This window comes from Nocardiopsis sp. TRM 82005 (assembly GCF_056312425.1).
The window spans coordinates 283365-307116 of record NZ_JBWDTQ010000006.1 but is presented as its reverse complement, the minus strand read 5'-3'; the positions used below and the strand labels follow the sequence as shown (position 1 = coordinate 307116).

Sequence of the window (23752 nt, the reverse complement as noted above, 5' to 3'; positions counted from 1 at the left end):
CGTCCGCGGGGCTCACAACGAGGACGGCACGACCGGCCAGACGCTCTACGGTCCATCCCCGCGTCCGCGGGGCTCACAACGAGGACGGCACGACCGGCCAGACGCTCTACGGTCCATCCCCGCGTCCGCGGGGCTCACCCCGACCCCGGCGTCACCCTGCTCCGCGATGACGGTCCATCCCCGCGTCCGCGGGGCTCACCTGGGCGACGGCACCTGGCAGGTGGAAGCGTTCGGTCCATCCCCGCGTCCGCGGGGCTCACGGGGCCAGAGCCTTCTCCATGGGCTTGTTCAGCGGTCCATCCCCGCGTCCGCGGGGCTCACACGGCCAGATCGTGCCAAATTTTTAAGCCGGTCGGTCCATCCCCGCGTCCGCGGGGCTCACTCTCCTGGCGCTTCATCTCCACGAAAAACGGGAGGTCCATCCCCGCGTCCGCGGGGCTCACCGGGCACCGGCCGCGAACGTCTTGGTCACACGCGGTCCATCCCCGCGTCCGCGGGGCTCACAGTGAGAGCGGCGATCAGCTCGGCGCGCTCCTCGGTCCATCCCCGCGTCCGCGGGGCTCACAGCAAATAACCTGCAGAAACGCGGAGCGTTACCTCCCCGCAACCTTGACGCCGGGTACCACTGACCGGCATAAGTTGTGGATCCTATTCGGCACACGCCAAAAACTCCATCACTCTCGGCACGAAGCAAACTCTGCGCTGGTGTAGTCAACCCCCATCAGCTTCTCTGCCGTTCGCATCGCTTCCTCGGTCTACAGTCCTAGGGAGAGATTGTGAGCGGACGAAGATGCGGTCAAAGCATGCCAAGAAGCGGTGTCGCGGGGTGGAAGCCCTCCGCACTCAGAAAAGCGCGCGAGACCAAGGGGTGGAACTCCTCCGAACTGGCAAGGCGCACCGAGTTGAGCCGCACCGTGGTCGGCCGTTACGAGAAGGAGGGCGGGAACGCTCCGACTCCGGAGGCTCTGCAGAGGTTGGCCTCAGTGCTGGGTGTACCGGCACGTGAGTTCATCGACTTTGGGATGGCGGGGCTGGCCGGGTACCGGGCCGTACTGGGCCTGACCCAGGACCAGTTGGTGGAGAAGGTCAACGACCCGGACCTGAACGTGCAGACCTACCGGGCTCTGGAGGCCGGACGCACACGCAAGCTCCGCATCGCCCAGGCCCGGTCCCTGGCGGCGTTCCTTAGAGCTCATCTCATTTGGATCCTCGATAACCTGGCTCCGTGTCGATGGTTGAGCGTTTGGTGCCGGACGGACTGTGGGAGCTGTTTCAGCGGGTGGTGCCCGAGGCGCCCACCCGGCCTCAAGGTGGTGGGCGGCGCAGACACGGGGACCGCGAGGTCCTGGCCGCGATCATCTTCGTGGCGACCACCGGCTGCACTTGGGCCCAGCTCCCACCGGTCTTCGGCCCCTCTGGACCTACCGCACACCGACGTTTCACCGAGTGGAGTCGGGCCCGCGTGTGGGCGAAGCTGCACCGCCTGATCCTGGACGAACCCGGCTCCCGTGGCGAACTCGACTGGTCGCGGTGTGCGATCGACTCGGTCAACATGCGTGCTCTCAAAGGGGGGAGCTGACAGGTCCGAATCCTGTCGATCAGGGCAAGAAGGGCGCCAAGATCCACTTGATCACCGATCTAATCGGACTTCCGATCTCCATGGCGATCTCGGGTGCGAACCTGCACGACAGCCAAGCCCTGCAACCCTTGGTTCGCGCGATACCGCCCATCAGGTCCCGGCGTGGTCCCAGGCGACGCAAACCAGGCAAACTCCACGGCGACAAGGGCTACGACTACAACCACCTGCGCCGATGGCTCCGCGAACGCGGAATCGTCCATCGCCTGGCCCGCAAGGGCGTGGAATCCTCGAAGCGGTTGGGGCGACACCGTTGGCAGGTCGAACGCACCATGGCCTGGCTGGCCGGATGCCGCCGACTGCACCGCCGCTACGAGCGCAAAGCTGAGCACTTCCTCGCGTTCGCCGGCATCGCCTGCACGTTGATTTGCTTCCGCAGACTCACCAAATGAGATGAGCTCTAAAGAACAGTGAGGACGGGGGAAACCGCTCGGTGGGAGTCTGGCTTCCTAAAAACTGACGCGCCTGACGATGCTGTCCCGGCCGGGCCCCGTCGTCTCCCATCGAGCGGTTCTCCACATGGTCTGGACAATCGGATCCTGACGGGACGTGACTTCATAGGACCGTCCCGGCACGAAACAGGTCGTTGAGACTCACCGGAATGGGACCGCGGGGGCGCACGCGGGCCATCCCCGCGCACCCCCGCGCTTGCCCGAGGTTCAGGAGTAGCGCCCCCACCAGGAGTCCTCGCGCAGCTCTTCCAGCGCCTGTTCCTCCTCCGCGGTGAGGTTCAGCTGGAAGGCGTCCCAGCTCCGCAGCGCGTCGAGCTCGGCGCCTTGGGCTGGCTCGATGCGCGCTACCTGTTCGTTGACCAGGGTGAAGACCACTCTGCCCTCATCGACCTGGAGATGGGTCCAGGCCAGGGAGCGGCGACGGCACAAACTCAGGTTGTAGACCCGCTCCCCGGTGTCAGGAGCGGCTCTACCCGGCACGATGGGGCGAATCCACAACACATCCCTGCCTTCTTCGGGGCGGTAGTGGCGGGCCAGCGCGGCTCGGTAGGCCTCCTCCCCGGTGGGGTGGTCGACCACCAGCTGGGCGCCGGCGTCCATCTCATCCCCGGTGCTGGTGTGGGCCCCGGAAACGAGGTCGTGCACGGTGCTCTTCCAGTCCATGATCCGCTCTTTTCTACTGCACGACCTGGTCGATGGGCTTGCCACCGAGGTGCTCGATGCCCTTGGCCTTGAGCACGGTCAACACTTTGGTGCGTTCCTTTGCGGTGGAGCACAAGATGCGGCTGGGGGCGTGCTCTCCCAGCAGGTCCAGCCCGTGTCTGATCATGACCTCGTTCTGGCCGGCGGTGTGGAAGGTCCATTCCCACGTGCGTGGGGCTCACTGCGGCGGGCGCGGTTCCCCCGATGCGGGGCGGGTAGTGGGTCCGGCATGCTGGAAAGTCTCTTCGGGGTACCGTTCGACAGGCTGCTGCTGATACTCGTCGCCACGGTCGGCATCTTCGCCACCGTCATCACCTACACGCGCATCGCGGGACTGCGCAGCTTCTCCAAGATGTCGAGCTTCGACTTCGCCATGACCGTCGCCGTCGGATCACTCGTGGCGACGGTCTCGGTGGCGCAGGTGTCGCTGCTCGAAGGCATGACGGCCCTGGCCGTGCTCTACCTGCTACAGGTCGCGCACCAGGCTCGCCCCCAGCACTCGTCCCCCACATCTATGCATGTCAGAGGCTTCCAGGCCCCAGCTAGCCATCGAGCTCAACTCCACCTGGGAGATATTCGGGAGACGGTGTTCCCCATGGTTCCGCCCGAAGGCCCCGTCTCGCCCTCGTCCCGGTAGCGCTCTTCGAGCATGGGCACCATGGAGAAGAGCCTCTCTCGCTCCCGCGGGACGAGAGCAGCCACGCTCTCGTGCCACCGCTTCTCAAGCACACTGAGCACACGGCGCCGCATCACCGGTGTCACGTGCTCATAGATCCCCACCATCCCGCGAACCTTGTGCCCCAACCGAGCTGCCCGGGCGACTTCGGGAATCTCTGTTTCGTGCCGGGTTCTTTAGAGGCTCTGGTGTGTCCTGCGTTTTTCTGAGTCGGGTTTCTGGATCCTGGGACCACGTGACCCTTGAAGGAGGGCATCGTGGGACGCCGTGGACACCCCGCCGAGTTCCGGCGCAAGGTCTTGAACCTGGTCCAGGCCGTCCCAGTCGGCGACCGTTTCAGTTCAGCTGCATGTCTGCGGTCAGCAGCAGCGCCACGTCGATCAGCGCGACCAGCAGCACCGCGTGGAAGGCGGCCGGTGATCCCGGTCGGCGGCCCATGACCAGCCCGACGGCAATGACCAGCACGGCGGTCGGCAATGCCACCAGACCCGTCCCGGAGACCGCGCCGGGCGGACCGAGTACCAGCAGCATCGAGGCGGCCAGAACCAGCGATGCGGCCGCCACGTGGCTTCCGGTGGCACCCAGCCGGTGCGGCGATCCGCGCACGCCAGTGGCCAGGTCATCGTCGATATCAGGCAGTACGTTGGCGAAATGTGCCGCGCAACCCAGCGATGCCGAGGCGAGCACCAGCCACGCAGGCGGCAGCGGCGCTCCTGGCAGGCCGAGCACGACGAACACCGGCAGCAGCCCGAAGGACACCGCATAGGGAAGCACCGACAGCGCGCTGGCTTTGACGCCGAGATCGTAGGCCCACGCGGAGCCCAGTGCAGCCAGGTGCGCCGCCGTCGCGAGCACCCCGGAGGGCAACGACAGAACCACAGCTGCCAACGCTGAGACCAGCACGCCGACGAGCACCACGGAGCGGGGGAGTTCGCCGATGGCCACCGGTTTGTCGGCTCGGCCCACCCGGATATCGCGCGGCGCGTCCACCAGGTCGTTGAGCCAGCCCACGGACAGCTGCCCGGCCAGTACCGCGGCGGCCACGGTCATCAGATCCTCGGCCGCCCTGCCGGAGGTCGCCGCCAGCCCGGTGGCGACTGCGGTGACCGTCAGTGCGGGGAACGGGTGCGAGGCTCGGACCAGCGCTAACGGCATCGCTGCGAGGTGCTGCATGGAGGCCATTGTGTCAGCCTGGGCTCATGGCATCCATCGACCCGCCTGTACGGCGCAACGATCCGGAACTCTATGAGATCCTCGCCGACCAGTGGTGGCAGCCTCGAGGCGCTTTCGCGATGCTGCACTGGCTGGCCGCCGCCCGTGGTGCGCTGGTGCCCCCTGCGCCGCGGCCCGGCGCGGTGCTGGTGGACCTCGGCTGCGGCGCCGGCCTGCTGGCACCGCATCTGGTCGGCAAGGGGTATCGGCATATCGGGGTGGACCGATCACCGAGTGCGCTGCGGCAGGCCTGCGAACACGGTGTGCAGGGCGTGCTGGGTGACGTGCTCGCCACCCCGCTGTCCGATGGCTGCGCGGACGTCGTCGCTGCCGGGGAGATCCTCGAGCACGTCACCGACCTGCCGAGGGCAGTGGCGGAGGCATGCCGTCTGCTGCGCCCCGGCGGTCTGCTCGTGCTGGACACGCTGGCGGCCACCGTGCTGTGCCGCTGGGTGGCGATCGGCATCGCCGAGCGTGTGCCGGGACTCGCCCCCAAGGGCGTACACGACCCCGCGCTGCTGGTCGACCGTGCACTCCTGGTCGACGAATGTGCCCGCTCTGGTGTACGCGTGGCGTTGCGGGGTATCCGTCCCTCGATGATGGACCTGCTGAGCTGGGCTTTCGGACGTGGGAGTTTTGTGCGGATGGTCCCGGTGGCGAGCACGGCGGTGCTGTTCCAGGGGTGTGGCCGCAAGGAGGAGTGAATGGCGTTGTCTTCTGTTTTCCCCCTCACCGAGCCGGTTTCCGAGCCGGAGGCCGCACGCGCCCTGGCCCGTGACCTGGCGCCCCGCCTGGCCGCGAGGGCCGCAGCCCACGACGCGTCGGGGGCGTTCCCCGAGGCGGATTTCGAGGATCTGCGTTCATCCGGGTTGCTCGGTCTGATGGCGCCCGCGCGGCTCGGTGGATGCGGGGCCTCCTTCGCTGACTACACGGCTGTCGCGATCGAGCTCGCCCGCGGGTCGGGTGCCACCGCGCTGATCTTCAACATGCACTCATCGGTGACCGGCGCGTTGGCGCACACCCCCGACGAGCTGGTCCGGGAACTGGGCGCCCCCGACAGCTTCTTCGCCGCACGCGACCGGCTCCTCGCCGAGGCGGCCTCGGGCGCCCTGTACGCCGTCGCCATGAGTGAGCGCGGCACCGGTCCACGGCTGTCGCGTACCTCCACCGTCTACCGCAGGACCGACGGAGGATTCCGCATCACGGGGAGCAAGACTTTCGTCTCCGGGGCCGGGCACGTCGACGCCTACCTGGTGACGGCCAAGGACGCCGAGGCCCCGGAGACCAGAGTGTCCTACTTCCTGGTGCCGGCGGGTAGCGGCACACGAGTGGAGTCCACGTGGGACTCCATGGGCATGCGGGCCACCGGAAGCCACGACGTCCACCTCGACGCCGAGGTCGGTCCGGACGCGCTGCTGGGCGGCATCGAGGGGTTGACACTGCTGCTGGCCGAGGTCATGCCGCAGTGGCTGGTGGCCTCCTACGCCGCGGTCTACGTCGGCGTGGCGCGTGCGGCGCTCGATGCGGGCAGCGCCCACCTCAGGGAACGAGGACTCCACACGCTGCCGACCGTGCGGTCACGTATCGGCCGGGCTGATACCGCCGTCGCCGCCGCGGCACTAGTCGTCACCGAGGCCGCCCGCCGAGTGACCGAGCAGCCAGGAACACCGGAGACCAACCGCTGGGTGTGGCGGGCCAAACTGACCGCGGGCGACACCGCAGCCGAAGTGGCTTCCTCCGTCATCGAGGCTGCGGGAGCCTCAGCCACCCGACGCGGACATCCCCTGGAGCGGATCTACCGCGACGCCCGCTGCGGCGCACTGCAGCCCGCCACCTCGGACGTCTGCGCCGACTGGCTGGGCGTCGCGGCCCTGGACGGCGACCCCGACCATGACACAGCGGTGCCGCGGTGGTGACCGCCACGATCGCCGGACTGGGCTCGGCGCTGCCCGACACCACTGACCAGCAGGTGCTGTGGGACGGGTTCTTCCGCCAGCACTTCGCCTCGAGCCGGATCGCCCAGCGGATCTTCGCCGGCGCGGGCGTCCGTCGCCGGCATACCGTTGCCGACCCCCTCAGCGAAGACCTCTCGGGCTGGTCGACCGCTGCCCGGATGCGGCGCTACGCGGAGGAGGCCCAGCCCTTGGGGTACCGGGCCGTTGCGGCCGCCATGGCCGACGCCGGCGTCACCGCCGACGACATCGGGCTGTTCACAGTCGCCTCCTGCACCGGCTACAGCACCCCCGGACTCGACATCCAGCTGGCCGCGTCACTGGGAATGCGACCGGACGTGCAGCGGTTGCTCATCGGACACATGGGGTGCTATGCGGCACTGCCCGCGCTGGGCAGTACCGCGGATTTCGTGGTGGCCCGCGGTCGGACCGCCGTACTGCTCTGTCTCGAACTCACCTCGCTGCACCTGCAGCCGCCAACGACGGACCCGCAACAGGTGGTCTCTCACGCCCTGTTCGGCGATGCCGCCGTGGCCCTTGTGCTGCGGCCGCAGGCCGAGGTCGCCCTGGGCGTCCGCGCGCCCCGACTGGAGCTGGTGGACATCGCAGCGCTCACCGACTCCGGCACCAGCGACCACATGACCTGGCAGATCACCGACTTCGGCTTTCGTATGGAGCTGTCCCCGCGGGTGCCCGATGTGCTGGCCGAGCACGTGCGGCCAGTGGTCAAGGACCTGCTGGCCCGCAACGGACTCGACCTGCCTGATGTGCGGGCGTGGGCGGTGCACCCCGGCGGCCCGCGCATCCTGGACACCGTCCAGGGCCAGCTGGACCTACCCGAACACGCGCTGGCGGCTTCCCGCACCGTGCTCTCCGAACACGGCAACTGCTCATCGGCGACTCTGCCGCTGGTCCTGGGCGAGCTGGTCGGCAGCGGTGCGCTGCATAAAGGTGGTCCGGTGGTGGCGATGGCCTTCGGGCCGGGACTGACCCTCTACACGGCCCTGCTCCGTGCCGCCCCCGGGCCCCGGGGCACGGCTGTTCCGTCCGCCTTGTGAGCGTGTGGTCCCGAGGAGAACAAGGAGGACCGGACGACTCGGTGCCGACCGGGAGGACACCCCGATTCGCCAGGCCCTCGCACGGGACCCGGGATCCGAGCGTCACTGCAGTCTTCGGCCCGCCACCGACTTCCATGCGGTGATGCCGGCCGCCGCCGCTCCCGCGACCACGGCGACCCTGCCCAGGAGACGCCGCCGTGCCTGACGCCATTCGCCGCTGACCGCTTCGGCCCCGGGCCGCGGCGTGAAGACGGTCCCGGCCCCGGCGGGGACCTGTCCCCTGCGCAGCGCCCCCTGGTCCATCACCGGTCCGACCGCCCTGTCGTACAACCATGGCAGCGCCGCGTGTACCCAGGACGCGGCCTGGTGGGTCCGGCCCACGACGATTGTCCTTCGGGGACGCTCGACAGCGCCGACGATCGCCGCGGCCACCCGTGTGGGATCACCGACCGGGGGCACCGGCCCGACTTCGCGGCCGGTGTAGTTGGCCGCCTGGCGGTAGATCGGGGTGTCGAACGAGCCCGGAAGAATGGTGCACACATCGATCCCGTCGCTGCTGTGCAGTTCCTGGCGGAGTACCTCCGAGAACCCGAGCAGACCGAATTTGCTGGTGACATACGGCGAGAGGTACGGCGAGCCCATCCTTCCGTACAACGACGCGACATTGATGAGGACGCCGGCGCCTTGCATGCGAAACTGCGGTAGGACCGCTCGAGCCCCGTACACCTGCCCGAAAAGGTTCGTCTGGAGAACGTGCCCGAAGACCTCTGACGGGGTCTGCTCGAAGGTGCCGTAGCTCAGCACCGAGGCGTTGTTGACCCAGACGCCGATACGGCCGAAGCGCTCGACCGCGGCGCGGACAAGGGCTTGCACGGCGTCTTCATCGCCGACGTCGGTGGGCACCGCGAGTGTCGTGCCGCCTCGCCGCTCGCACTCCCGCGCCGTCTCCTCCAGGCTCTGACCACTGCGGGCGGCGAGAACGAGACTGGCCCCGCGCTCAGCGAAGGCATGAGCGGTCGCTCGGCCGATACCGCTCGAGGCGCCGGTCACGACGACCACATCGCCGGGACCGAATCTCTTGGCGCGAACCATGGGTTGAGCACCGCCTTACTGCAGCCGTCCTGCCTCTTCTGCGTTGAGCGCGCCTCGTACCGCTCCGACGAACGCTCCACACCGCGCCAGACAACCATCGCCCGCGCCCGCGGATGTCGGTCCCCGTCCGCGGCGCGGCACTAGGACGGACGGGCGGAGTCCAGGAAGCGGTCGAAGACCATCCCCGTGGCCGAGGCTTGGACGAACTTCTGAAAAGCCGTCATCACCACGGTCCCGGCCAGGCCCGCGAGAACGCCCCGTCCGACGGCTGAGGCCAGGCTCAGCCTCTTTCCGCTCACAGTGCGCATGTCGTCGTCACTACCCAGACCATGTGCAGGGATACCTCCCCGCACTGCCACGATGGGCCCTCTTCCAAAGAGCGGACATCACACGGACGGCCGGGCTGACGCGGACCGCCGGCCCGTGGGCATGCGTCCGCGTGAGGAAGCCCGTACGGCCCGCACCATGACCTGCTCTCGCTTCGGTGCGTGTGCTGTGTGTTCCAGCGGCAGACCATGCCCGACTCCGGCGTGTGTCCTGGCTTTGCCGAAATCTGCGTCGCTCCCCCGCACCGTGGCATATCGGATGGTGGTCCCATCCGTGCGCTGCATACCCCGTTCGGGAAGTACACACGGATTCGTTCAGCTGGGGAGGCGATGTTAGTGGATGATGAAGAATGCGTACGCGGTCACCAGTTTTCTCGTGGTTCCGACCCTTTCGGAGTGCCTATCCCTTACGAAGTGCTCGATAAACGATCGTCGATTCAAGGGGCCGATGCATTCCCCCCTGCCAGATAGAACCGCAGGAAAACGCGATCCGTCTTTTCCCTCCTGATACGAACACGCGTCGGCCTCTCCCAACAGCGACGGACCGGGCGACGAACCGGCTGAGAAGCCTCACAGCAGCGGCCGCAAGGGCGCCAGCACGAGTTCGCCGAACCTGGCGAGGAGCGGTCGGTCGTCCCACTCCTCCTCGGTCAGTTCCCGGCAGTTGGTGAGGTCGTTGGCGAAGACCTCCTCCATGTGCCGGGCCACGCCCTCGTCGAAGATCTCGATGTTGATCTCGTAGTTGCCGGTCAGGCTGAGCCGGTCCACGTTCGTGGTGCCGACCGTGGACCACTGGCCGTCCACCGTCAGGGTCTTGGCGTGCACCATCGCGTCCTGGTAGAGCCACAGCCGCACTCCGCCGCGCAGTAGCGTCGAGTACTGGCTGCGGGAGATCTGGTCCACGATGACGTGGTTGGACTCCTCGGGGACGAGCACGTTCACGTCCGCGCCACGGCCGGCGGCATCGATGAGCGCTCGTTGAAGCTCCTGGTCTGGGAGGAAGTAGGCCTGGGTGAACAGCACCCTCTCCTCGGCCCGGTCGATCGCCTCCAGGAACATCGCCCGGATGGGGTAGATCAGCATTTCGGGCACGTTGCGGTGGAGCCGCAGGTGCGAATCCCAGGCGGCCTCCCCCAACCTGTCCAGCTCGGGGCGGCGGTTCCTGTTCCAGAAGTCGGCGAAGGCGTTCTCCAGCTCCCACACCGCCGGCCCGGTCAGCCGCAGGTGGGTGTCGCGCCAGTTGGTGGCGTAGAGCGATCCCACGTTGTACCCGCCGGAGAACCCCACCTCGCCGTCGACGGTGAGGATCTTGCGGTGGTCCCGGCCGGACTTGCGGATGTTCAACAGCAGCACACCGGGACGGAAGACCGGATACCGCAGCACGTGGACGCTGGGCGGGAAGCGAAAGAAGGACCGGGGCACCACCAGGTTCGCGAAGCCGTCGTAGACCACGTACACCTCGACACCCCGCTCGGCGGCCTCGATGAGGGTCTCCTTGAACCGTTGGCCCACCTGGTCGTCCTTGACGATGTAGGAATCGAACAGCACACGGTGCCGGGCCCCGCGGATCGCCGCGAGCATGTCCTCGAACAGGTCCTCGCCATAGGTGTAGACGGTGACGCGGGTCCCCGAGTCGCCCACCGGCAGCTCCACCGGTGCCGTACGGGGAAAGATCACCCGGCGGGGACGTATCTTCCGGCGCCAGTGGTTGACGCCCATGGAAATGGCCGCCACGGCGACCTGGGCGCCCACCAAGCCGATGGATCCCCACTTGACCACGGATCTGAGTGTTGCGTGTGTGGAGCGTTGCACAGTCGCCTCCCAAGCGGGACATCCGCGGTGTCGGAAGTATCCATCCCGCAGACCACCGTTTCCGGTGCGAGTATTGGGCTGTCTCCGCGCTGACCGGCGTGGTGGCCAACGGCAGGGGGTCGGTGGGAGTCGGCGTTCGGGCGGGCCTCGGCGATCAGTCCGCCTCGGAAGCGTCCAGACGCTTCATGTCCGTTCGGTCCGTTCGGTCCGTTCGGTCCGTTCGCCACCGCGTTCCCTTTTCCGCTGGCCCGGGGGCGTGACGGCCACTCGCCGCCTCCTCTGTATCTGTGGGTCATCCCCTCTCCTGTGTCGACCTCTCGGCGGCCGTCCGGGGCCGCTGCCACGGCCACCGGTTCTCCAGTTCGACCTCCAGGGAGAAGCTGAGGAAGGTACGGATCAGCACGATCCCGGCGAGCACACCGACGCTGCGGAAGGTCGGCTCGATCGCGACCGTACGGATGATGTCACCGGCCACGAGGAACTCCAGGCCCAGCAGGATCGCCCGTCCCACTCCGCGGCGGTAGGGCCGGTAGATCTCGGCCAGGGGTGTGCGCTGGACGAGTCGGTACAGGAACACAGCGGTCGCCGCGACCGTGCCGACGACGATCACCGCGACACCGGCCACCTCGATCGCCGTTCCCACGGCCTCGACCACCTCGGCGACGCCCATGGGTTCCTCCCCCCGTCGTGAGCCCGTGCTCAGTCCCTGTGCTCGAGATACCGATGCAGCCCACATACTCCGACGTGGGACCGTCACCCGGCTCAGGTTGCGACACGTGACACCACGTCTGCCCATAACCCATGACGTTCATGCCGTCGCATCCGGCGCAGGATCCGACCCGGCGGGATGGGCGGCTCCAGTGCCCTCCGTGGTCCGACCTCCTGGCCGGAGCGCTGCCGGCCGACCACGGAGCCCTCCGTCTCCGAACCTCGTCTCATCCCGAACAGCGGTACTCGGAGAGAACCGGAACCGGAGAGTCTCTCCGTTCCCGGGCACGACGGCGGGGCGCGCGGACCAGGCGATAACGGGCAGGACCGCAAGAGTGAGCACACCGCTGATCAGGGACAGCAGGGCATAGCTTCCGGCCGCCACGACCATGCCCGAGATCAGGTCGCTACCCACTCCGGCCACGGCGATGGCCACATCCACCAGCCCCTGGTTCTTGGCACGGGTGGCCATCAGGACGGCGTCGGTGACGATCGCGACCCTTGAGACCGCACCGGAGCTCCAGCCCAGACCCGACAGCGGTACCGAATGGGGCGGAGCCAGGGCGGCCACGAATCCGGCGGACAGCAGCGTCATATCCGAGACGGCGCCTACGGGCAGGCGGCCCACCCATCGGTCGTCACGGTGGTGGGCCGCATGCGTGCACACCAATTCGCTGGGGCTGACGATCCCGTCGAATTCTTCTCGCAGTTCGCATACCGCGGCCTGGAGTGGGGTTCTCCTGGCTCCAGGTGCCCGCCGGGCTCGCACGCCACAGCGCTGGAGCGTAGACAGCATCTGGCGAGCAACGGACCAGCAGAGCGCTCCCACCACTCGGAAGGAAGACGTGTGTACTCAATTGCGGGAAACCCCGAAGGGCATACGAGGGCCGCGAGCGATGATCAGTCCCTGGCGAATGGCGACCTTCAGCGGCTCTCGCTCCGCGCGGCTTCGCAGGTCCTTCCCGACTGTTCCAGAGCCTGATCGAACGCCACCCCGGCCTGGTCGGCGGTACGGGCGATCGCCCCGTCGCGTGTGGCCGCGTCCCTGCGGGCCTCCACCGCCATCCGGATCGCTCATTCGCGCAGCTCAGGCGGATACTTCCTCGGTGCTGGCATGCCTCTCATCCTTCCCGGGATTGAGAGCCTCCATCACACCCGGAACGAGACGATCGCGCGACGCGTGGCCGGATACGGACACCGAGGGTTGCGAACCGGCCTCGGGGGAATCGTGTGCGACCACGCGCCCCGGACCAGCCAGTACCACCGCTTTCCCCGGGGAAGGGCGGGTAGGGGTCCGGCATGCTGGAAAACCTCTTCGCCGTCCCGCTCAGCGGGCTGCTGCTGATACTCGTCGCCACGGTCGGCATCTTCGCCACCGTCATCACCTACACGCGCATCGCGGGACTGCGCAGCTTCTCCAAGATGTCGAGCTTCGACTTCGCCATGACCGTCGCCGTCGGATCACTCGTGGCGACGGTCTCGGTGGCGCAGGTGTCGCTGATCGAAGGCATGACGGCCCTGGCCGTGCTCTACCTGCTACAGGTCGCCATCGCCCTGCTGCGCCGCCTCTCCCCGTTCAAGCAGGCGGTCGACAACACACCCCTGCTGCTCATGTCCGGCGGCACGATGCTCAGGGACAACATGAGGAGGTCGCGGATCACCGAGGACGACATCAAGTCGAAACTCCGCAGCGCCAACGTCAGGAACATGGACTCGGTTCGCGCGGTCGTGCTGGAGACGACCGGGGACATCAGCGTGCTGCACGGACCGGGCGAACCGGACCTCTCGCTCTTCAAGGACGTACGGGGTGTACAGAGAATCAGCGAGGATGACATGTGAACCGTAATCCGTCGAAGGAAGAAGCAGAATCGAGAGCGTCGGCGGATCGCTGGAGCCGTCGTATGGGCAGATACCGGTCAACGGTCTCCTACGGCCCCGTTAGCGGTCTCATGCGGTACCGGAAGAATTCCCTGTTCCGGTCGTAGACGCCGGCGTGCTCGGAGGCCGAACCCTCCCTCAGTATCGAGAGCGTCAGGGCCGCGGGGGGCGCCCCGGCCCAGTGCCCGGAGAAGGGACACATGGCGAAAGACCAGCACACCATCACCCGGGACCAGTGGCGGCAGGCCGAACTGGTCTGGGACTTCCACCGGATGCACCATCGGCTGCGGCCGTGTGACGTGGCGATCGGCCTCGGCAGCCATGACCTCGGCGTCGCGGCCCGCTCCGCCGAGCTGTACCACTCCGGTCTCTTCCCGACCCTGGTGTTCACCGGCGGCAACAGCCCTCCCACCACGGCGGTGTTCCCGCGCGGAGAGGCCGTGCACTTCCGCGAGCGCGCCCTCGAACTCGGTGTCCCCGACTCCGCGATCCTGCTGGAGCCGGAGGCCTCGAACACCGGCCAGAACATCACCTTCTCCCGCCAGGTCCTGGCCGATGCCGGTATCACCCCCGCCACCGTGCTGCTGGTCTCCAAGCCCTACATGGAGCGGCGCTCCTTCGCCACCGCCCGGAAGCTGTGGCCCGAGGTCGAGGTGACGTGTGCCTCGCAACCATTGGACCTCGACGACTACGCCAAGGGCATCGGCGACGGAAAACTCGTCATCGACATGCTCGTCGGCGACCTCCAGCGGGTGATGGAGTACCCCGGGCGCGGATTCGCCATCGAACAGGACGTGCCCCGGCAGGTGCTCGCCGCCTACGAGTCGCTCGTCGCATCGGGGTTCGACAGTCGCCTGATCCAGACCTGACTCTTCGCCACCGGGTCGAGGGGCCGCCTCCTCCCACTCCCTGGCCGTGTCCTGCGGCACGTCCCACCCTGTCAGGTACGAGGAGCCGTTCTCTCAGGGCGGGCGGCTGTGTCAGGGACCCACCAGCACGGGGCCCGTGGCCGGAGAGCATGGGCTTCCGTGAAAAGCCGCTGGACGGGGCCGGCCGCGTCCGCGCGGGGCCGGATGGAGGGGGCGCTCTGCCCCGGGTCAGGCCTGGACCAGGGACGCCGGGGTCGGCGGGGCGGTCAGCAGTTCCTCGGACGCCGTCAGGCGCCAGGCCTCCAGGGTGAGCTCGCTGAGCTCGTCCAGGTCGATCCCGTCGAGGTGGACGACCACCCAGCCGAACCCGCCCGCGGTGAACTGCACCTCGAACACCTCGGGCCGCTCGGCCACGAGCGCGGCCTGTTCCCACAGGGGCTGTTTCAGCCCCACGGTGGCGGTGTCCGGCCACAAGTATCCGAAGGGTCTGCCGTGCACACGGAACGTCGTGTACTTGTCCGACTCCTTGTGCTCACACTCCGGCAGTGCGCTCACCAACCGCAGGAACCGCTCGATCTCAACACCCATGGGACGAGGTAACCACACCCCGCCGACAGGGCGGCGAGCGGTGAGGGGGTTCGGACCATCCACCGCACCCCGGCCGACCGGACCGACTCCCGCAGCGCCGTCTGCGGCGGCAGGCCGGACAGCCAGTAACCGGTCGGGGCCTCCCCCACAGTGCGGCCACTGGGCGGTCGGTGTCTCGACCGGCAGCACCCCGGTTCACGTGCCCGTCATGCCGTGACCACGCCGAGAAAGCAGGAACCTGACGAAGTACTACTGGACCGCGCCTCCTGAACACTTCCTACGACGTCCGGCCGATCGCGGTGACTCCTACCAGGAACTTCAGGAGCGTCGGGGGCGAGGATCCCTCCCCCGGCGAGAGGACGGGCCCAGGACGAAGGACCCGTCTTCGGCACCCGCGGCCCACCCTCGGTCGGCACCACCGGTACCGGGCTCTCCGACCGACCCTGGCGCGCGCCGAGAAACTCCGTGCGCGCCCCGGCGCGCGGATGGGTACCTTGTTCCCAGACACACCCGGTGAGCGAAAGGGAAGACCCCCTCAGGTATGCACGGTTTCGAACGGCTGCCCGCGCGTCTCTTCGACTTCACCACGGGGAGCCGCCGTGACCTCTACTTCGCGATCCTGCACGTGTTCAACGACGCCAACGAGCGGCTGGAGACCGCGCTGTTGGTGGAGGAGGTACACGCCCGCCTGGCCGGGACCGGGTTCAACGAACCCGTGGAGGAGCCGGAGGTGGAGTCGGCACTGCGCCACCTGGCCGCGCTGGAGCTGCTGGAGGCCTCTCAGAGCTACACGGCCGCCTACGCCACGGCTGCCGAGTTCGAGCGCAAGAACGTCCAGTACACGCTGACCGTGCGCGGCGAGGCCGAGTTCGCCGGGGTCCGCGCGGCCCTGTCCCGGCTGCGGGAGAGCGGCGCGCTGCAGACCGCGGTCCTGGACGCGATCGCCGACCGCCTCGACGCCCTGCACGCGCTGATGGGCGGCGACGCCCCAGGCGATGACGCCCGAGTGTTCACCACCCTCCTGGAGCTGGAGGGGCACCTGGACTCCCTGCGCGACAACACCAAGAGGTTCAACAACGAGCTCCAGCGCCTGCTGCGCGCCGAGGAGTCGGACCTGGCCACCTTCCACGAGGTCAAGAAGTCCACCGTCGGCTATCTCGACGAGTTCGTGGACGGCCTGGAGGAGCGCGCACGCGCCATCGCCGACGCGCTGGAGCGGGTCGAGGGGCACGGATCGGGGAGGCTGTTCGACCGTGCCCTCGCCGGGGCGAACCTGCCCCCGGGCGCCGCCGACCAGATGCGCCGGGACTGGGTGGAGGGGCGGCGCGTCAAGTGGACGGGACTGCGCCTGTGGTTCGCCCGTACCGAGGAGGGCCAAGCCGGGGTGGAGCGGCTGCACCGGGTGGCGCGCCGTGCGATCGTCGCCCTGCTGGAGGCCTTGGACCGGATCACCGAATCCCGGCGACGTGCCTCCAGCACCGCCGAGGACCTGCGCACGGCGGCCCGCTGGTTCGCCGCCGCCGGCGACGAGCCGGAGCAGCACCGTCTGTGGGCGGCCCTGACCGGTCTCTCCCCCGCACGGCACGCGGTGCTCGGCCACGACGACGCGGAGCTGATCGCTCCGGGCGCCCCGTGGAAGGAGGCCGATCCCGTACCGGTCTCCGCCAATCTGCGCTCCTCGGGCCGGTCGGGCCGCGTCGCGCGCACGGCCCGGGTGCGCGACGTGGCGAAGGTGCGCGCGCGCCGACGCGACAGGGCCGTGGCCCAGCGCGCGGAGGCCGAGCACGCCCGGCGCCTGCTGGCCACGGACGGACCGGTGCGCCTGTCGTCGTTCGGCCGGTTGGACCACGACCTGTTCACGCACCTGCTCGCCCTGTTCGGACAGGCCCTGTCCGAACCGGCGGACACCCGGGGGTGCCGTAGGGCGATGACCTTCGACGGGCGCACGGAGATCGTCCTGTCACCGGCTCCGGACGAAGCGACGGCCGTCCTGCGCACCCCGTTGGGGGAGTTCACCGGCCCCGACCACGTCGTGTCGATCGGTGCCCCGGGCACGGCCGGTGCCCGCGCCGTCCCTGGGGAGAGCTCGTGACGGGTGTTCGTTCGAGCCGTCCGGCCAACCGGAGGGTGACCCAGACCCGCGACGAGATGGCCGACGGGATCCGGGTGATGCTCGCCCATCCTTTGCTGACCCGGGAGATGGACGAGGCGGCGTTCACCACCGTGCGCCGCAAACGTGCCGAGCTCACCGCCTGGTTCGACTACTTCTGCGGGTGGACGCTGACGGTCGAGCCCCGGCAGGGGTACGCCCGGCTGGCCAAGGTCCGTGCGGCCGGATCCCACCTGGCGGTGCCGCGTCCGGCACTGCGCACACGCGGATCGAACGGCCCCTTCGACAGGCGGCGCTACGTCCTGTTCTGTCTGGCTGCGGCGGAGCTGACGGTGCTGAGCCGCACCACCATCGGACTGCTGGCCCAACGGGTGGCGTACACGTGCGCCGCTGAGGAGGGCATCGCCGACTTCGACTCGGCGAACCGGGCCGAGCGGGCCGCCCTGGTGGACGCGCTCCTGTTGTTGGAACGCTTCGGGGCGATCACCGCGGTGGACGGTACGACGGAGTCCTACCTGGCCGGGGCCGACGCCCTGGTCCTCTACCGGTCCGACACCGCACGGCTGGCCCGCCTCCTCAGCGTGCCGGTCCCGCCCTCTCGCCTGGAAGGACGGCACCCGGACCTTCACGCGCTGCTGTACGAGGAGCGCTACGGTCCGCCCGAGCCGGTCGGCATCCACGAAGAGGCCGGACCTGAACACCGCGGCGCCGCCGGGCAGGGCCTCACCGAGACCGGTGTGGAGGGTGGCGTGGAGACCGGTCCCACGCACAACCAGCGGCTGCTGTGGGCCCGGCACTCCCTGATGCGCAGGCTCCTGGACGACCCGGTGGTCTATCTGTGCGACCTGAGCCCGGCCGAGGCCGACTACGCGGCGACTCCCACGGGGCGGAGGATGCTTCGCCGGGCGGCATCCGAGGCCGGGTTCACCTTGGAGGAGCGCGCCGAAGGCTACCTGCTGGTGGACCCGGAGGGGACGGCCACCGACGACAGGTTTCCGGGTGAGGGCCACGTCAAGCAGACCGCGCTGCTGCTGCTCGACGTGCTGTTGGCCCATCCGGGGCCGGTGGCCCCGGCGACCCTGACAGGCGAGGTGGAAGAGCTCCTGGAACGCAGACCCTCCTGGGCCAAGAGCTTCCGCTCGGAGGGCGGCGCGGCCCGCCTGGCCTCGTCCGCTCTGGACACCCTGGTCGGACACGGGCTCGCCCGCCCGTCGCCCTCCACCACCCTCATGAGCGCGCCGAAGGACACCGTCGCCTACACGGCACTGCCCGCCGCGTACCGCTACGCCGTCGACCGCGACGACTTCGGAGGGACCGAGTGACCCACCCGCCAGCCCAGAACCGGGCCGACCGCTGGCGTCCCACCCGGGCGGGCATCCTCAACGTCTGGCGCTACTACGACGAGGTGTTCACCTTCCACCACGGACGGCTGCTGCTGCGCGGCCGCAACGGCACCGGCAAGTCCAAGGCGCTGGAGCTGCTCCTTCCGTTCCTGTTGGACGCGAGCCTGCGCCCGAACCGGTTGTCGACCTTCGGCGGCAACGAACGGGTCATGCACTGGAACATGATCGGCCACGGCTACCCGGGTGCCACCCGGGTGGGCTACGTGTGGCTGGAGTTCGCCCGTCCCGGAACGTCGGGCACCGAGTACCTGACCCTGGGCGCGCGCCTGCAGGCCACACGTGACACCTCCTCGGTCAGGGCCACCTACTTCACCGCGAACGCACGCGTCGGTGAGGGCCTGGACCTGCTCACCCCGGAGCAGCAGCCGCTCACCGCCAAGCAGCTCCGGCAGGTACTGCAACCGGACGAGGGCGTCTCGGCGGGGGTGGTCCACGCGGGCCCGGAGGAGTACCGGTCCGCGATCCGCGCACTGCTGTACCCGGGGTTGGACCAGGGCCGCTACGACGCGCTGATCACGGCACTGCTGCAGCTGCGCACGCCCAAGCTCTCCGAACGGCTGGACCCGGGGCTGTTGTCGTCACTGCTGTCCAGCGCCCTCCCCCCGCTGGGGCGCGGCGAACTCGCCGACATCGCCGACGGCTTCGAGCGTCTGGACCGTCACCGCGACGAACTGCGCGCCCTGGCGGACGAGGTCAGGGAGGCCCGCAGACTGGCCGACCGCCAGCGCGTCTACGCCGCCCGGGTGCTGCGGGGGGCCGCAGCCCGGCTGGTCTCCGCGACGACCGAGATGGACGGTCGCGCCCGGGAACTGGGGGAGGCCGAGCGCCGGGCCGAGGACGCCCGGGAGCGGATCCAGCGGCTGGCCGATCGTTCCGCCGAACTGGAGGCACTGGAGCGCGGCGTCTCGGCTCATGCGCAGGGGCTCAGGGACAGCGAGGCCTACCGTGCCGGCGCAGGGATCGAACACCTGCGCGAGCGCACCGAGCAGGCGGGAACCGAGGCACGCGCGCGCGAGGAGGAGTCCCAGCGCCGCCAGGGCGAGGCCGCGCGCCTGGGATCGGAGGCCGCCTCCCTCGCCGCGGAGACCGAACGAATCGAGCAGGCGGTGTCCGTGGCCCGCTCCGCCGCCGAGCGCACAGCCGAACGCGCGGACCTGGCGGGACTGTTCCGGGAGGCGGAGGGCACACTCGGGACCGGGAGCACCGCCGAGGTCGGTGAGGTCCGACGGCTGCTGCGCGCCGCCGTGGACAGCCGCCGGTCCCAGATCACCGAGGTCCTGTCCGCGCTGGCCGAATACGAGGGCCGGCTCCGCCGCCGCGAGGAGCTGGAGGCCGACCTGGCGGACCTGAGCGAACAGCTGACGGAGGCCGAGCACCAGGCCGCCCTGGCCCTGCGGGAGCGGGACGCGGCCGTGGAGGTGCTCGCCGAGGACCTCACCGCCTGGGCGGGCGAGTGCCGCGAACTGTCCTGGGAGGATCCGGACGCGCTCGTCGAGGCGGTCGACGCCGACACCGGAACCGGGCCGCACCGGTTGGTGGCCTCCGCCCGCCAGGACGCGGGCGAGGCCCTGGCCGCGCTGGCACAAGACGCGCGCGGGCGCGCCGAACAGGTCATACGGACCCGTGAACAGGTGTCGGCGCGGATCGCGGAACTGGAGTCGGCCACCGAGGTCCCCCCGGTCCCTCCCCGGACCCGGACCGCCGACCGGGCCGACCGCCCGGGTGCTCCCCTGTGGCGGCTGGTGGCCTTCACCGAGCACACCCCGGAACCCGTGCGGGCCGGGGCGGAGGCGGCTCTGGAGGCCTCCGGACTCCTGGACGCGTGGGTCTTCCCCGACGGGTCGGTACCCGCTGAGGGCGTGCTCGGCGACATCACCGCCGCCGCCACGCAGCCCGTACCGGGGCCCAGCCTGTTGGAGGTGCTGGAGCCGGAGCCGGGCACCGCGGTGACGGCCGAGCGGGTCCGCGCCCTGTTGGCGGGCATCGCCTACGCCGACGGTCCCGCGTCGGCGCCGCAGCAGGAGCCGTGTCGGGAGCCGTGGATCTGTTCCGACGGAAGCTGGGGGCTGGGCCCACTACGGGGACAGTGGGCCAAGGACCAGCCCGCCCACATCGGCGCGAGTGCCCGGGAACGGGCCCGGGCACGGGCCCTGGCCGAGCTGCGGGCCCAGCTGACCGGTCTGGACGAGGAACTGTCGGCGACTCAGGCCGAACAGGACCGGCTGGCCGAGCGACGCCTGCGGTTGGACGCCGAGGTCGCCGCCCTGCCCTCGGACCTGGCCTCGCGCACCGCGGCCGAAGCCTCGCGCCTGGCACAGAACCGGACCGCCGAACGCGCCGACGGCGTCCACCGCCACCAGCTGCGCCTGACCGAACAGCTCCCGCACCTGACCGCCGCGGAGCAGGGGCTGCACACCCTGGCCGCACGCCACCGGCTGCCCGTGGGCCGCGAACCCCTGGAGCGCACGGGCACGGCCCTGGAAGCGCTGAGCAGGGCCGTGGACTCGTGGCTGGACGCACAGGTGGACCTGCACGGACTGGCCGGGCGGGCCGAACAGGTCCAGGAGCTGGCGCGGGAGGCCCTGGACGTGGCGTCGGAGGCCGCCGGGGCGGCCTCGGAGTCGCAGATGAGCGCCCAGGACCTGAGGGACAGGCTGGCCGCGGTGGAGGACACCGTGGGGGTGGAGCACCGCCACGTGCTGGAACAGGTCTCGGCCGCGCAGACCCGGTTGTCGCAGATCGGCAGGGAACTGGCCGCGGTGCGGTCGCAGCGCCTCGAACTGAGTGGCGAACACGGTGAACTGCTCGGCCACGTGCGATCGCTCGGTGAGCTGCGGTCGGCCGCCGTCCAGGCCCGTGACGGGGCCGCCGCCCGATTCCGGTCCCTGGCGGCCACGCCCCTGTGGGAGGACTCGGGTCTGGCCGTCACCCCCGCTCCCGCTCTCGACGACACCCTCCGCGGCACACTGGAGGCCGCACGCGCCGTGGCCGCCACCGCCGACCGGGCCGACCACTCCCCCGAGCGGATCAGCGGGGCGCGCGCCAAGGTCGCCGGCGCCGTGCACGCCTCCCGGGACGTCCTGGCCAGGCGCACCTACCTGGAGCTGGTTCCCGACGGGGACGTGCAGCTCGTCTCGGCCCTCCTGGACGGGGTCCGGGTGGGCGCGCGGGGACTGTACACGGCTCTGGCGGAGGAGGAGCAGGCGCGAGCCACGGACCTGACCGCCGAGGAGCGGTCACTGTTCGACCGGGTCCTGACCGGGGACACCCGCCGCCATCTGGCCGACCGGCTGCGCCGCGCCACGGCGCTGGTGGAGGGGATGAACGAACGGCTGGCCCGGGTCCGCACGGCTTCGCGGATCGCGGTGCGTCTGCGCTGGGAGGTGGCCCCCGACGCCCCGTCCGGGACCGAGCGCGCCCGCGAGCTGCTCGTGCGGGACCCGCGTCGACTCAGCGACGCCCAGCGCGAGACCCTGCACGCCTTCTTCCGCGAACGCGTGGACGACGCCCGTGACGAGGACTCCGCGGCCAGTTGGGAGGAGCACCTGGCCCAGGTGCTGGACTACACCTCCTGGCACCGGTTCACCGTGGAGCTGGACAAGGGCGACGGCGCGGACTGGAAGCCGCTGACCAGGCGCGCCCACGGCCAGCTCTCCGGCGGCGAGAAGGCGATCGCGCTGCACCTGCCGCTCTTCGCCGCGGTGGCCGCCCACTACGCCACCGACCCCGGCGCGCCACGGTTCATCCTGCTGGACGAGGTGTTCGTCGGCGTGGACGCGGCCAACCGGGGCCAGATCTTCGCGCTGCTGGTGGATCTGGGCCTGGACCTGGTGCTGACCAGCGACCACGAGTGGTGCACCTACGCCGAGCTCGACGGCATCGCCGTCCACCAGCTCATCCCTGCCGGGGCCGACGATGACGACGACGCGGTGACCACCGCGCGCTGGGTGTGGACGGGGTCGGCCCTGGAGGAGGACGACGGGACAGCGGGGGAAGGGGAAAGCACGGTCGAATCCGATGGGATGGCGGTCGGATGAGTGTCCCCGAGCACCTGCGGGAGGCCGCCCTGGGTTCCCTGTGGCGAGCGGTGCACGACCGGCTCTCCTCCGGTAGGACGGTCCGCTCGGTGACCCTGCACGGCTTGGACGAGGCCGAACAGGAGGCGCTGGCCGACCTGCTCGGCCTGCCGTCCTACCCCGGCTCCCGGGCGGGCGTGCGTCTGGACCGGTTAGACGAGGTGCTGGCCCCGTTCGGGGTGGACGCCCGAGCCGTGGTCACCGCTCTCGTCGGCCCCGTCGGGAACCGCGCGGCCGACCGGGCCCTGGTCACGCGCGAACGCGAGCGCCTGTGGGCGTGGTTGTCCGACCACCCGACGGTGGTGGCCGAGCCCGCCCTGTTGGCCTGGGCCGCCCAGGTACGCGCGGACGGGATCCCACGGGAGGGGCCCGACGCCCTGCGCGCCCGTCTGGCGGCCGTGCTGGAGATCGTGGCGGCGCTGCCCCTGGCGGACGGGCGCCCCCTTCCGGCGTTCGCGGCCGAGCGCACCGGCGACCCGCACGCCCTGGACGGTGGCACCGGGCTGCCCGGGCTGGTCCTGCGGGCGCTGGCCGTGCTGCGCGACGAGCCCGCTCCGGCGGGAGCCGAGGAGCGGCGGGCCCTGTGGGCGGCGTTCGGGGTGGACTGCGACGCCCACTCCACGTCGGTGCTCGCCCTGGGGCTGCGGCCCGGGGGCGATGGAGCGCTGGCGACCACGTTGAGGACGTGGTCGCAGGCCGGGCGGGCGGCCGTGGTCACTCTGGACCAGCTGTCGCACTGCCCCGGTCCTCTCGTGTGCGGTCCCGTGGTGCACGTGGTGGAGAACCCGTCGGTGCTGGCCCTGGCCCAGGGACGCCTGGGACCGGACTGCCCGCCGCTGGTGTGCGCGTCGGGGTGGCCGGGCAGCGCGGCCGTCACCCTGCTGCGGCGGCTCGCCGAGGGCGGCGCCGAGCTGCGCTACCACGGCGACTTCGACGGGGAGGGGCTGCGCATCGCCGCCCACGTGATAGCCCGCACCGGTGCCCACCCGTGGCGGATGGGCACCGAGGACTACCGGTCCGGCCTGGCCGGGATGCCCGACCGGAGGACCGGAACGCCACCGCCCGGACGGGTGACGCCCGTGCCGTGGGACTCGGGTCTGGCCCCGGCGATCGCCGAGCACGGTGCGGCGGTCCCCGAGGAGCGCGTCGCGGAGGTACTCCTCGCCGACCTGCGGGGCTCGGCCGCCCGCTGACGAAACCGG

The 23752-nt window shown here is 70.1% G+C and carries 21 protein-coding genes, 1 pseudogene and 1 CRISPR repeat array; of the genes and pseudogenes, 12 read left to right on the top strand and 10 right to left on the bottom strand.

Annotated elements, in window-relative coordinates; translation table 11 throughout:
* Nucleotides 1–48: 48 nt before the first annotated feature.
* Nucleotides 49–565: direct repeats of the CRISPR family, unit length 29 nt; unit sequence CGGTCCATCCCCGCGTCCGCGGGGCTCAC.
* Nucleotides 566–803: 238 nt separating this feature from the next.
* Nucleotides 804–1004 (top strand): annotated as a pseudogene (locus tag AC0T5L_RS05850) (helix-turn-helix domain-containing protein); the annotation flags it as partial.
* Nucleotides 1005–1231: 227 nt separating this feature from the next.
* A protein-coding gene (locus AC0T5L_RS05845; RefSeq protein ID WP_476164340.1) for an IS5 family transposase occupies nt 1232–2028 on the top strand; the annotation gives its coding sequence in 2 pieces (ribosomal slippage) (nt 1232–1574 and nt 1574–2028; 798 coding nt in all).
* Nucleotides 2029–2295: 267 nt separating this feature from the next.
* On the opposite strand, the gene AC0T5L_RS05840 is transcribed toward AC0T5L_RS05845, so the two are convergent.
* Together AC0T5L_RS05840 and AC0T5L_RS05835 are read right to left on the bottom strand one after the other, a co-directional pair.
* The gene (locus AC0T5L_RS05840) at nt 2296–2751 is read right to left on the bottom strand and encodes a hypothetical protein (protein ID WP_476164329.1); all 456 of its coding nucleotides are present in this window, start codon (nt 2749–2751) and stop codon (nt 2296–2298) included.
* 13 nt (nt 2752–2764) lie between these two features.
* A complete protein-coding gene (locus AC0T5L_RS05835) occupies nt 2765–2917 on the bottom strand; it encodes a hypothetical protein (RefSeq protein ID WP_476164328.1) in 153 nt (50 codons plus the stop codon).
* A 102-nt stretch (nt 2918–3019) separates the two neighbouring features.
* Here AC0T5L_RS05835 and AC0T5L_RS05830 point away from each other — a divergent pair, with 102 nt between their 5' ends.
* Nucleotides 3020–3427, top strand: coding sequence for a DUF421 domain-containing protein (locus tag AC0T5L_RS05830; protein WP_476164327.1), 408 nt, complete (start codon nt 3020–3022; stop codon nt 3425–3427).
* A gap of 375 nt (nt 3428–3802) precedes the next feature.
* On the opposite strand, the gene AC0T5L_RS05825 is transcribed toward AC0T5L_RS05830, so the two are convergent.
* Nucleotides 3803–4639: a UbiA family prenyltransferase gene (locus AC0T5L_RS05825; RefSeq protein ID WP_476164326.1), complete on the bottom strand. Its 837-nt coding sequence runs from the start codon at nt 4637–4639 to the stop codon at nt 3803–3805.
* A 26-nt stretch (nt 4640–4665) separates the two neighbouring features.
* Between AC0T5L_RS05825 and AC0T5L_RS05820 the strand changes: the two genes are divergently transcribed.
* The 3 genes from AC0T5L_RS05820 to AC0T5L_RS05810 are packed head-to-tail and all read left to right on the top strand — an operon-like array spanning nt 4666 to nt 7688.
* A complete protein-coding gene (locus tag AC0T5L_RS05820) occupies nt 4666–5382 on the top strand; it encodes a methyltransferase domain-containing protein (RefSeq protein ID WP_476164325.1) in 717 nt (238 codons plus the stop codon).
* Nucleotides 5383–6594, top strand: coding sequence for an acyl-CoA dehydrogenase family protein (locus AC0T5L_RS05815; RefSeq protein ID WP_476164324.1), 1212 nt, complete (start codon nt 5383–5385; stop codon nt 6592–6594).
* Complete coding sequence (locus AC0T5L_RS05810) at nt 6591–7688, top strand: type III polyketide synthase (protein WP_476164323.1); 1098 nt, start codon at nt 6591–6593, stop codon at nt 7686–7688. The genes AC0T5L_RS05815 and AC0T5L_RS05810 overlap by 4 nt, the downstream gene beginning before the upstream one ends.
* A gap of 102 nt (nt 7689–7790) precedes the next feature.
* Here the strand turns inward: AC0T5L_RS05810 and AC0T5L_RS05805 are convergent, their stop codons facing one another.
* The 6 genes from AC0T5L_RS05805 to AC0T5L_RS05780 form a co-directional block, all read right to left on the bottom strand.
* Nucleotides 7791–8780, bottom strand: coding sequence for an SDR family NAD(P)-dependent oxidoreductase (locus AC0T5L_RS05805; RefSeq protein ID WP_476164322.1), 990 nt, complete (start codon nt 8778–8780; stop codon nt 7791–7793).
* Nucleotides 8781–8920: 140 nt separating this feature from the next.
* Nucleotides 8921–9088 (bottom strand): hypothetical protein, encoded by a 168-nt coding sequence (locus tag AC0T5L_RS05800; protein WP_476164321.1) that lies wholly within the window; start codon nt 9086–9088, stop codon nt 8921–8923.
* Between the two features lie 588 nt (nt 9089–9676).
* Nucleotides 9677–10825 carry a phospholipase D-like domain-containing protein gene (locus AC0T5L_RS05795; RefSeq protein WP_476164339.1) on the bottom strand — a complete coding sequence of 383 codons (1149 nt, stop codon included), beginning with the start codon at nt 10823–10825 and terminating at the stop codon, nt 9677–9679.
* A 385-nt stretch (nt 10826–11210) separates the two neighbouring features.
* Nucleotides 11211–11588, bottom strand: coding sequence for a DUF1622 domain-containing protein (locus tag AC0T5L_RS05790; RefSeq protein WP_476164320.1), 378 nt, complete (start codon nt 11586–11588; stop codon nt 11211–11213).
* A 138-nt stretch (nt 11589–11726) separates the two neighbouring features.
* A complete protein-coding gene (locus AC0T5L_RS05785) occupies nt 11727–12221 on the bottom strand; it encodes a hypothetical protein (RefSeq protein ID WP_476164319.1) in 495 nt (164 codons plus the stop codon).
* Between the two features lie 329 nt (nt 12222–12550).
* Nucleotides 12551–12691: a hypothetical protein gene (locus tag AC0T5L_RS05780; protein WP_476164318.1), complete on the bottom strand. Its 141-nt coding sequence runs from the start codon at nt 12689–12691 to the stop codon at nt 12551–12553.
* Nucleotides 12692–12925: 234 nt separating this feature from the next.
* Between AC0T5L_RS05780 and AC0T5L_RS05775 the strand changes: the two genes are divergently transcribed.
* Together AC0T5L_RS05775 and AC0T5L_RS05770 are read left to right on the top strand one after the other, a co-directional pair.
* On the top strand, nt 12926–13465 hold the full coding sequence (locus tag AC0T5L_RS05775; protein ID WP_476164317.1) for a DUF421 domain-containing protein: 540 nt from the start codon (nt 12926–12928) through the stop codon (nt 13463–13465).
* A 239-nt stretch (nt 13466–13704) separates the two neighbouring features.
* Nucleotides 13705–14373 (top strand): YdcF family protein, encoded by a 669-nt coding sequence (locus AC0T5L_RS05770; protein WP_476164316.1) that lies wholly within the window; start codon nt 13705–13707, stop codon nt 14371–14373.
* Nucleotides 14374–14601: 228 nt separating this feature from the next.
* On the opposite strand, the gene AC0T5L_RS05765 is transcribed toward AC0T5L_RS05770, so the two are convergent.
* A complete protein-coding gene (locus AC0T5L_RS05765; protein WP_476164315.1) occupies nt 14602–14961 on the bottom strand; it encodes an MmcQ/YjbR family DNA-binding protein in 360 nt (119 codons plus the stop codon).
* A gap of 541 nt (nt 14962–15502) precedes the next feature.
* Between AC0T5L_RS05765 and AC0T5L_RS05760 the strand changes: the two genes are divergently transcribed.
* From AC0T5L_RS05760 to AC0T5L_RS05745, 4 genes are read left to right on the top strand one after another with little or no spacing between them, the layout of a single operon-like run.
* Nucleotides 15503–17053, top strand: a complete 1551-nt coding sequence (locus AC0T5L_RS05760; protein ID WP_476164314.1) for a TIGR02677 family protein — start codon at nt 15503–15505, stop codon at nt 17051–17053.
* Nucleotides 17050–18393 carry a TIGR02678 family protein gene (locus AC0T5L_RS05755; RefSeq protein ID WP_476164313.1) on the top strand — a complete coding sequence of 448 codons (1344 nt, stop codon included), beginning with the start codon at nt 17050–17052 and terminating at the stop codon, nt 18391–18393. The genes AC0T5L_RS05760 and AC0T5L_RS05755 overlap by 4 nt, the downstream gene beginning before the upstream one ends.
* On the top strand, nt 18390–22511 hold the full coding sequence (locus AC0T5L_RS05750) for a TIGR02680 family protein (RefSeq protein WP_476164312.1): 4122 nt from the start codon (nt 18390–18392) through the stop codon (nt 22509–22511). The genes AC0T5L_RS05755 and AC0T5L_RS05750 overlap by 4 nt, the downstream gene beginning before the upstream one ends.
* Entirely contained in the window at nt 22508–23743 is a 1236-nt protein-coding gene (locus AC0T5L_RS05745; RefSeq protein ID WP_476164311.1) for a TIGR02679 family protein, read from the top strand. The genes AC0T5L_RS05750 and AC0T5L_RS05745 overlap by 4 nt, the downstream gene beginning before the upstream one ends.
* Nucleotides 23744–23752: the final 9 nt, after the last annotated feature.

Excerpts from the sequence above, each read along its gene's own strand:
- AC0T5L_RS05840 (WP_476164329.1), bottom strand. The coding sequence starts at position 2,751 with ATGGACTGGAAGAGCACCGTGCACGACCTCGTTTCCGGGGCCCACACC.
- AC0T5L_RS05835 (WP_476164328.1), bottom strand. The coding sequence starts at position 2,917 with ATGATCAGACACGGGCTGGACCTGCTGGGAGAGCACGCCCCCAGCCGC.
- AC0T5L_RS05830 (WP_476164327.1), top strand. The coding sequence starts at position 3,020 with ATGCTGGAAAGTCTCTTCGGGGTACCGTTCGACAGGCTGCTGCTGATA.
- AC0T5L_RS05825 (WP_476164326.1), bottom strand. The coding sequence starts at position 4,639 with ATGCAGCACCTCGCAGCGATGCCGTTAGCGCTGGTCCGAGCCTCGCAC.
- AC0T5L_RS05820 (WP_476164325.1), top strand. The coding sequence starts at position 4,666 with ATGGCATCCATCGACCCGCCTGTACGGCGCAACGATCCGGAACTCTAT.
- AC0T5L_RS05815 (WP_476164324.1), top strand. The coding sequence starts at position 5,383 with ATGGCGTTGTCTTCTGTTTTCCCCCTCACCGAGCCGGTTTCCGAGCCG.
- AC0T5L_RS05805 (WP_476164322.1), bottom strand. The coding sequence starts at position 8,780 with ATGGTTCGCGCCAAGAGATTCGGTCCCGGCGATGTGGTCGTCGTGACC.
- AC0T5L_RS05800 (WP_476164321.1), bottom strand. The coding sequence starts at position 9,088 with ATGCGCACTGTGAGCGGAAAGAGGCTGAGCCTGGCCTCAGCCGTCGGA.
- AC0T5L_RS05795 (WP_476164339.1), bottom strand. The coding sequence starts at position 10,825 with ATGGGCGTCAACCACTGGCGCCGGAAGATACGTCCCCGCCGGGTGATC.
- AC0T5L_RS05790 (WP_476164320.1), bottom strand. The coding sequence starts at position 11,588 with ATGGGCGTCGCCGAGGTGGTCGAGGCCGTGGGAACGGCGATCGAGGTG.
- AC0T5L_RS05785 (WP_476164319.1), bottom strand. The coding sequence starts at position 12,221 with ATGACGCTGCTGTCCGCCGGATTCGTGGCCGCCCTGGCTCCGCCCCAT.
- AC0T5L_RS05780 (WP_476164318.1), bottom strand. The coding sequence starts at position 12,691 with ATGGCGGTGGAGGCCCGCAGGGACGCGGCCACACGCGACGGGGCGATC.
- AC0T5L_RS05775 (WP_476164317.1), top strand. The coding sequence starts at position 12,926 with ATGCTGGAAAACCTCTTCGCCGTCCCGCTCAGCGGGCTGCTGCTGATA.
- AC0T5L_RS05770 (WP_476164316.1), top strand. The coding sequence starts at position 13,705 with ATGGCGAAAGACCAGCACACCATCACCCGGGACCAGTGGCGGCAGGCC.
- AC0T5L_RS05765 (WP_476164315.1), bottom strand. The coding sequence starts at position 14,961 with ATGGGTGTTGAGATCGAGCGGTTCCTGCGGTTGGTGAGCGCACTGCCG.
- AC0T5L_RS05760 (WP_476164314.1), top strand. The coding sequence starts at position 15,503 with ATGCACGGTTTCGAACGGCTGCCCGCGCGTCTCTTCGACTTCACCACG.
- AC0T5L_RS05745 (WP_476164311.1), top strand. The coding sequence starts at position 22,508 with ATGAGTGTCCCCGAGCACCTGCGGGAGGCCGCCCTGGGTTCCCTGTGG.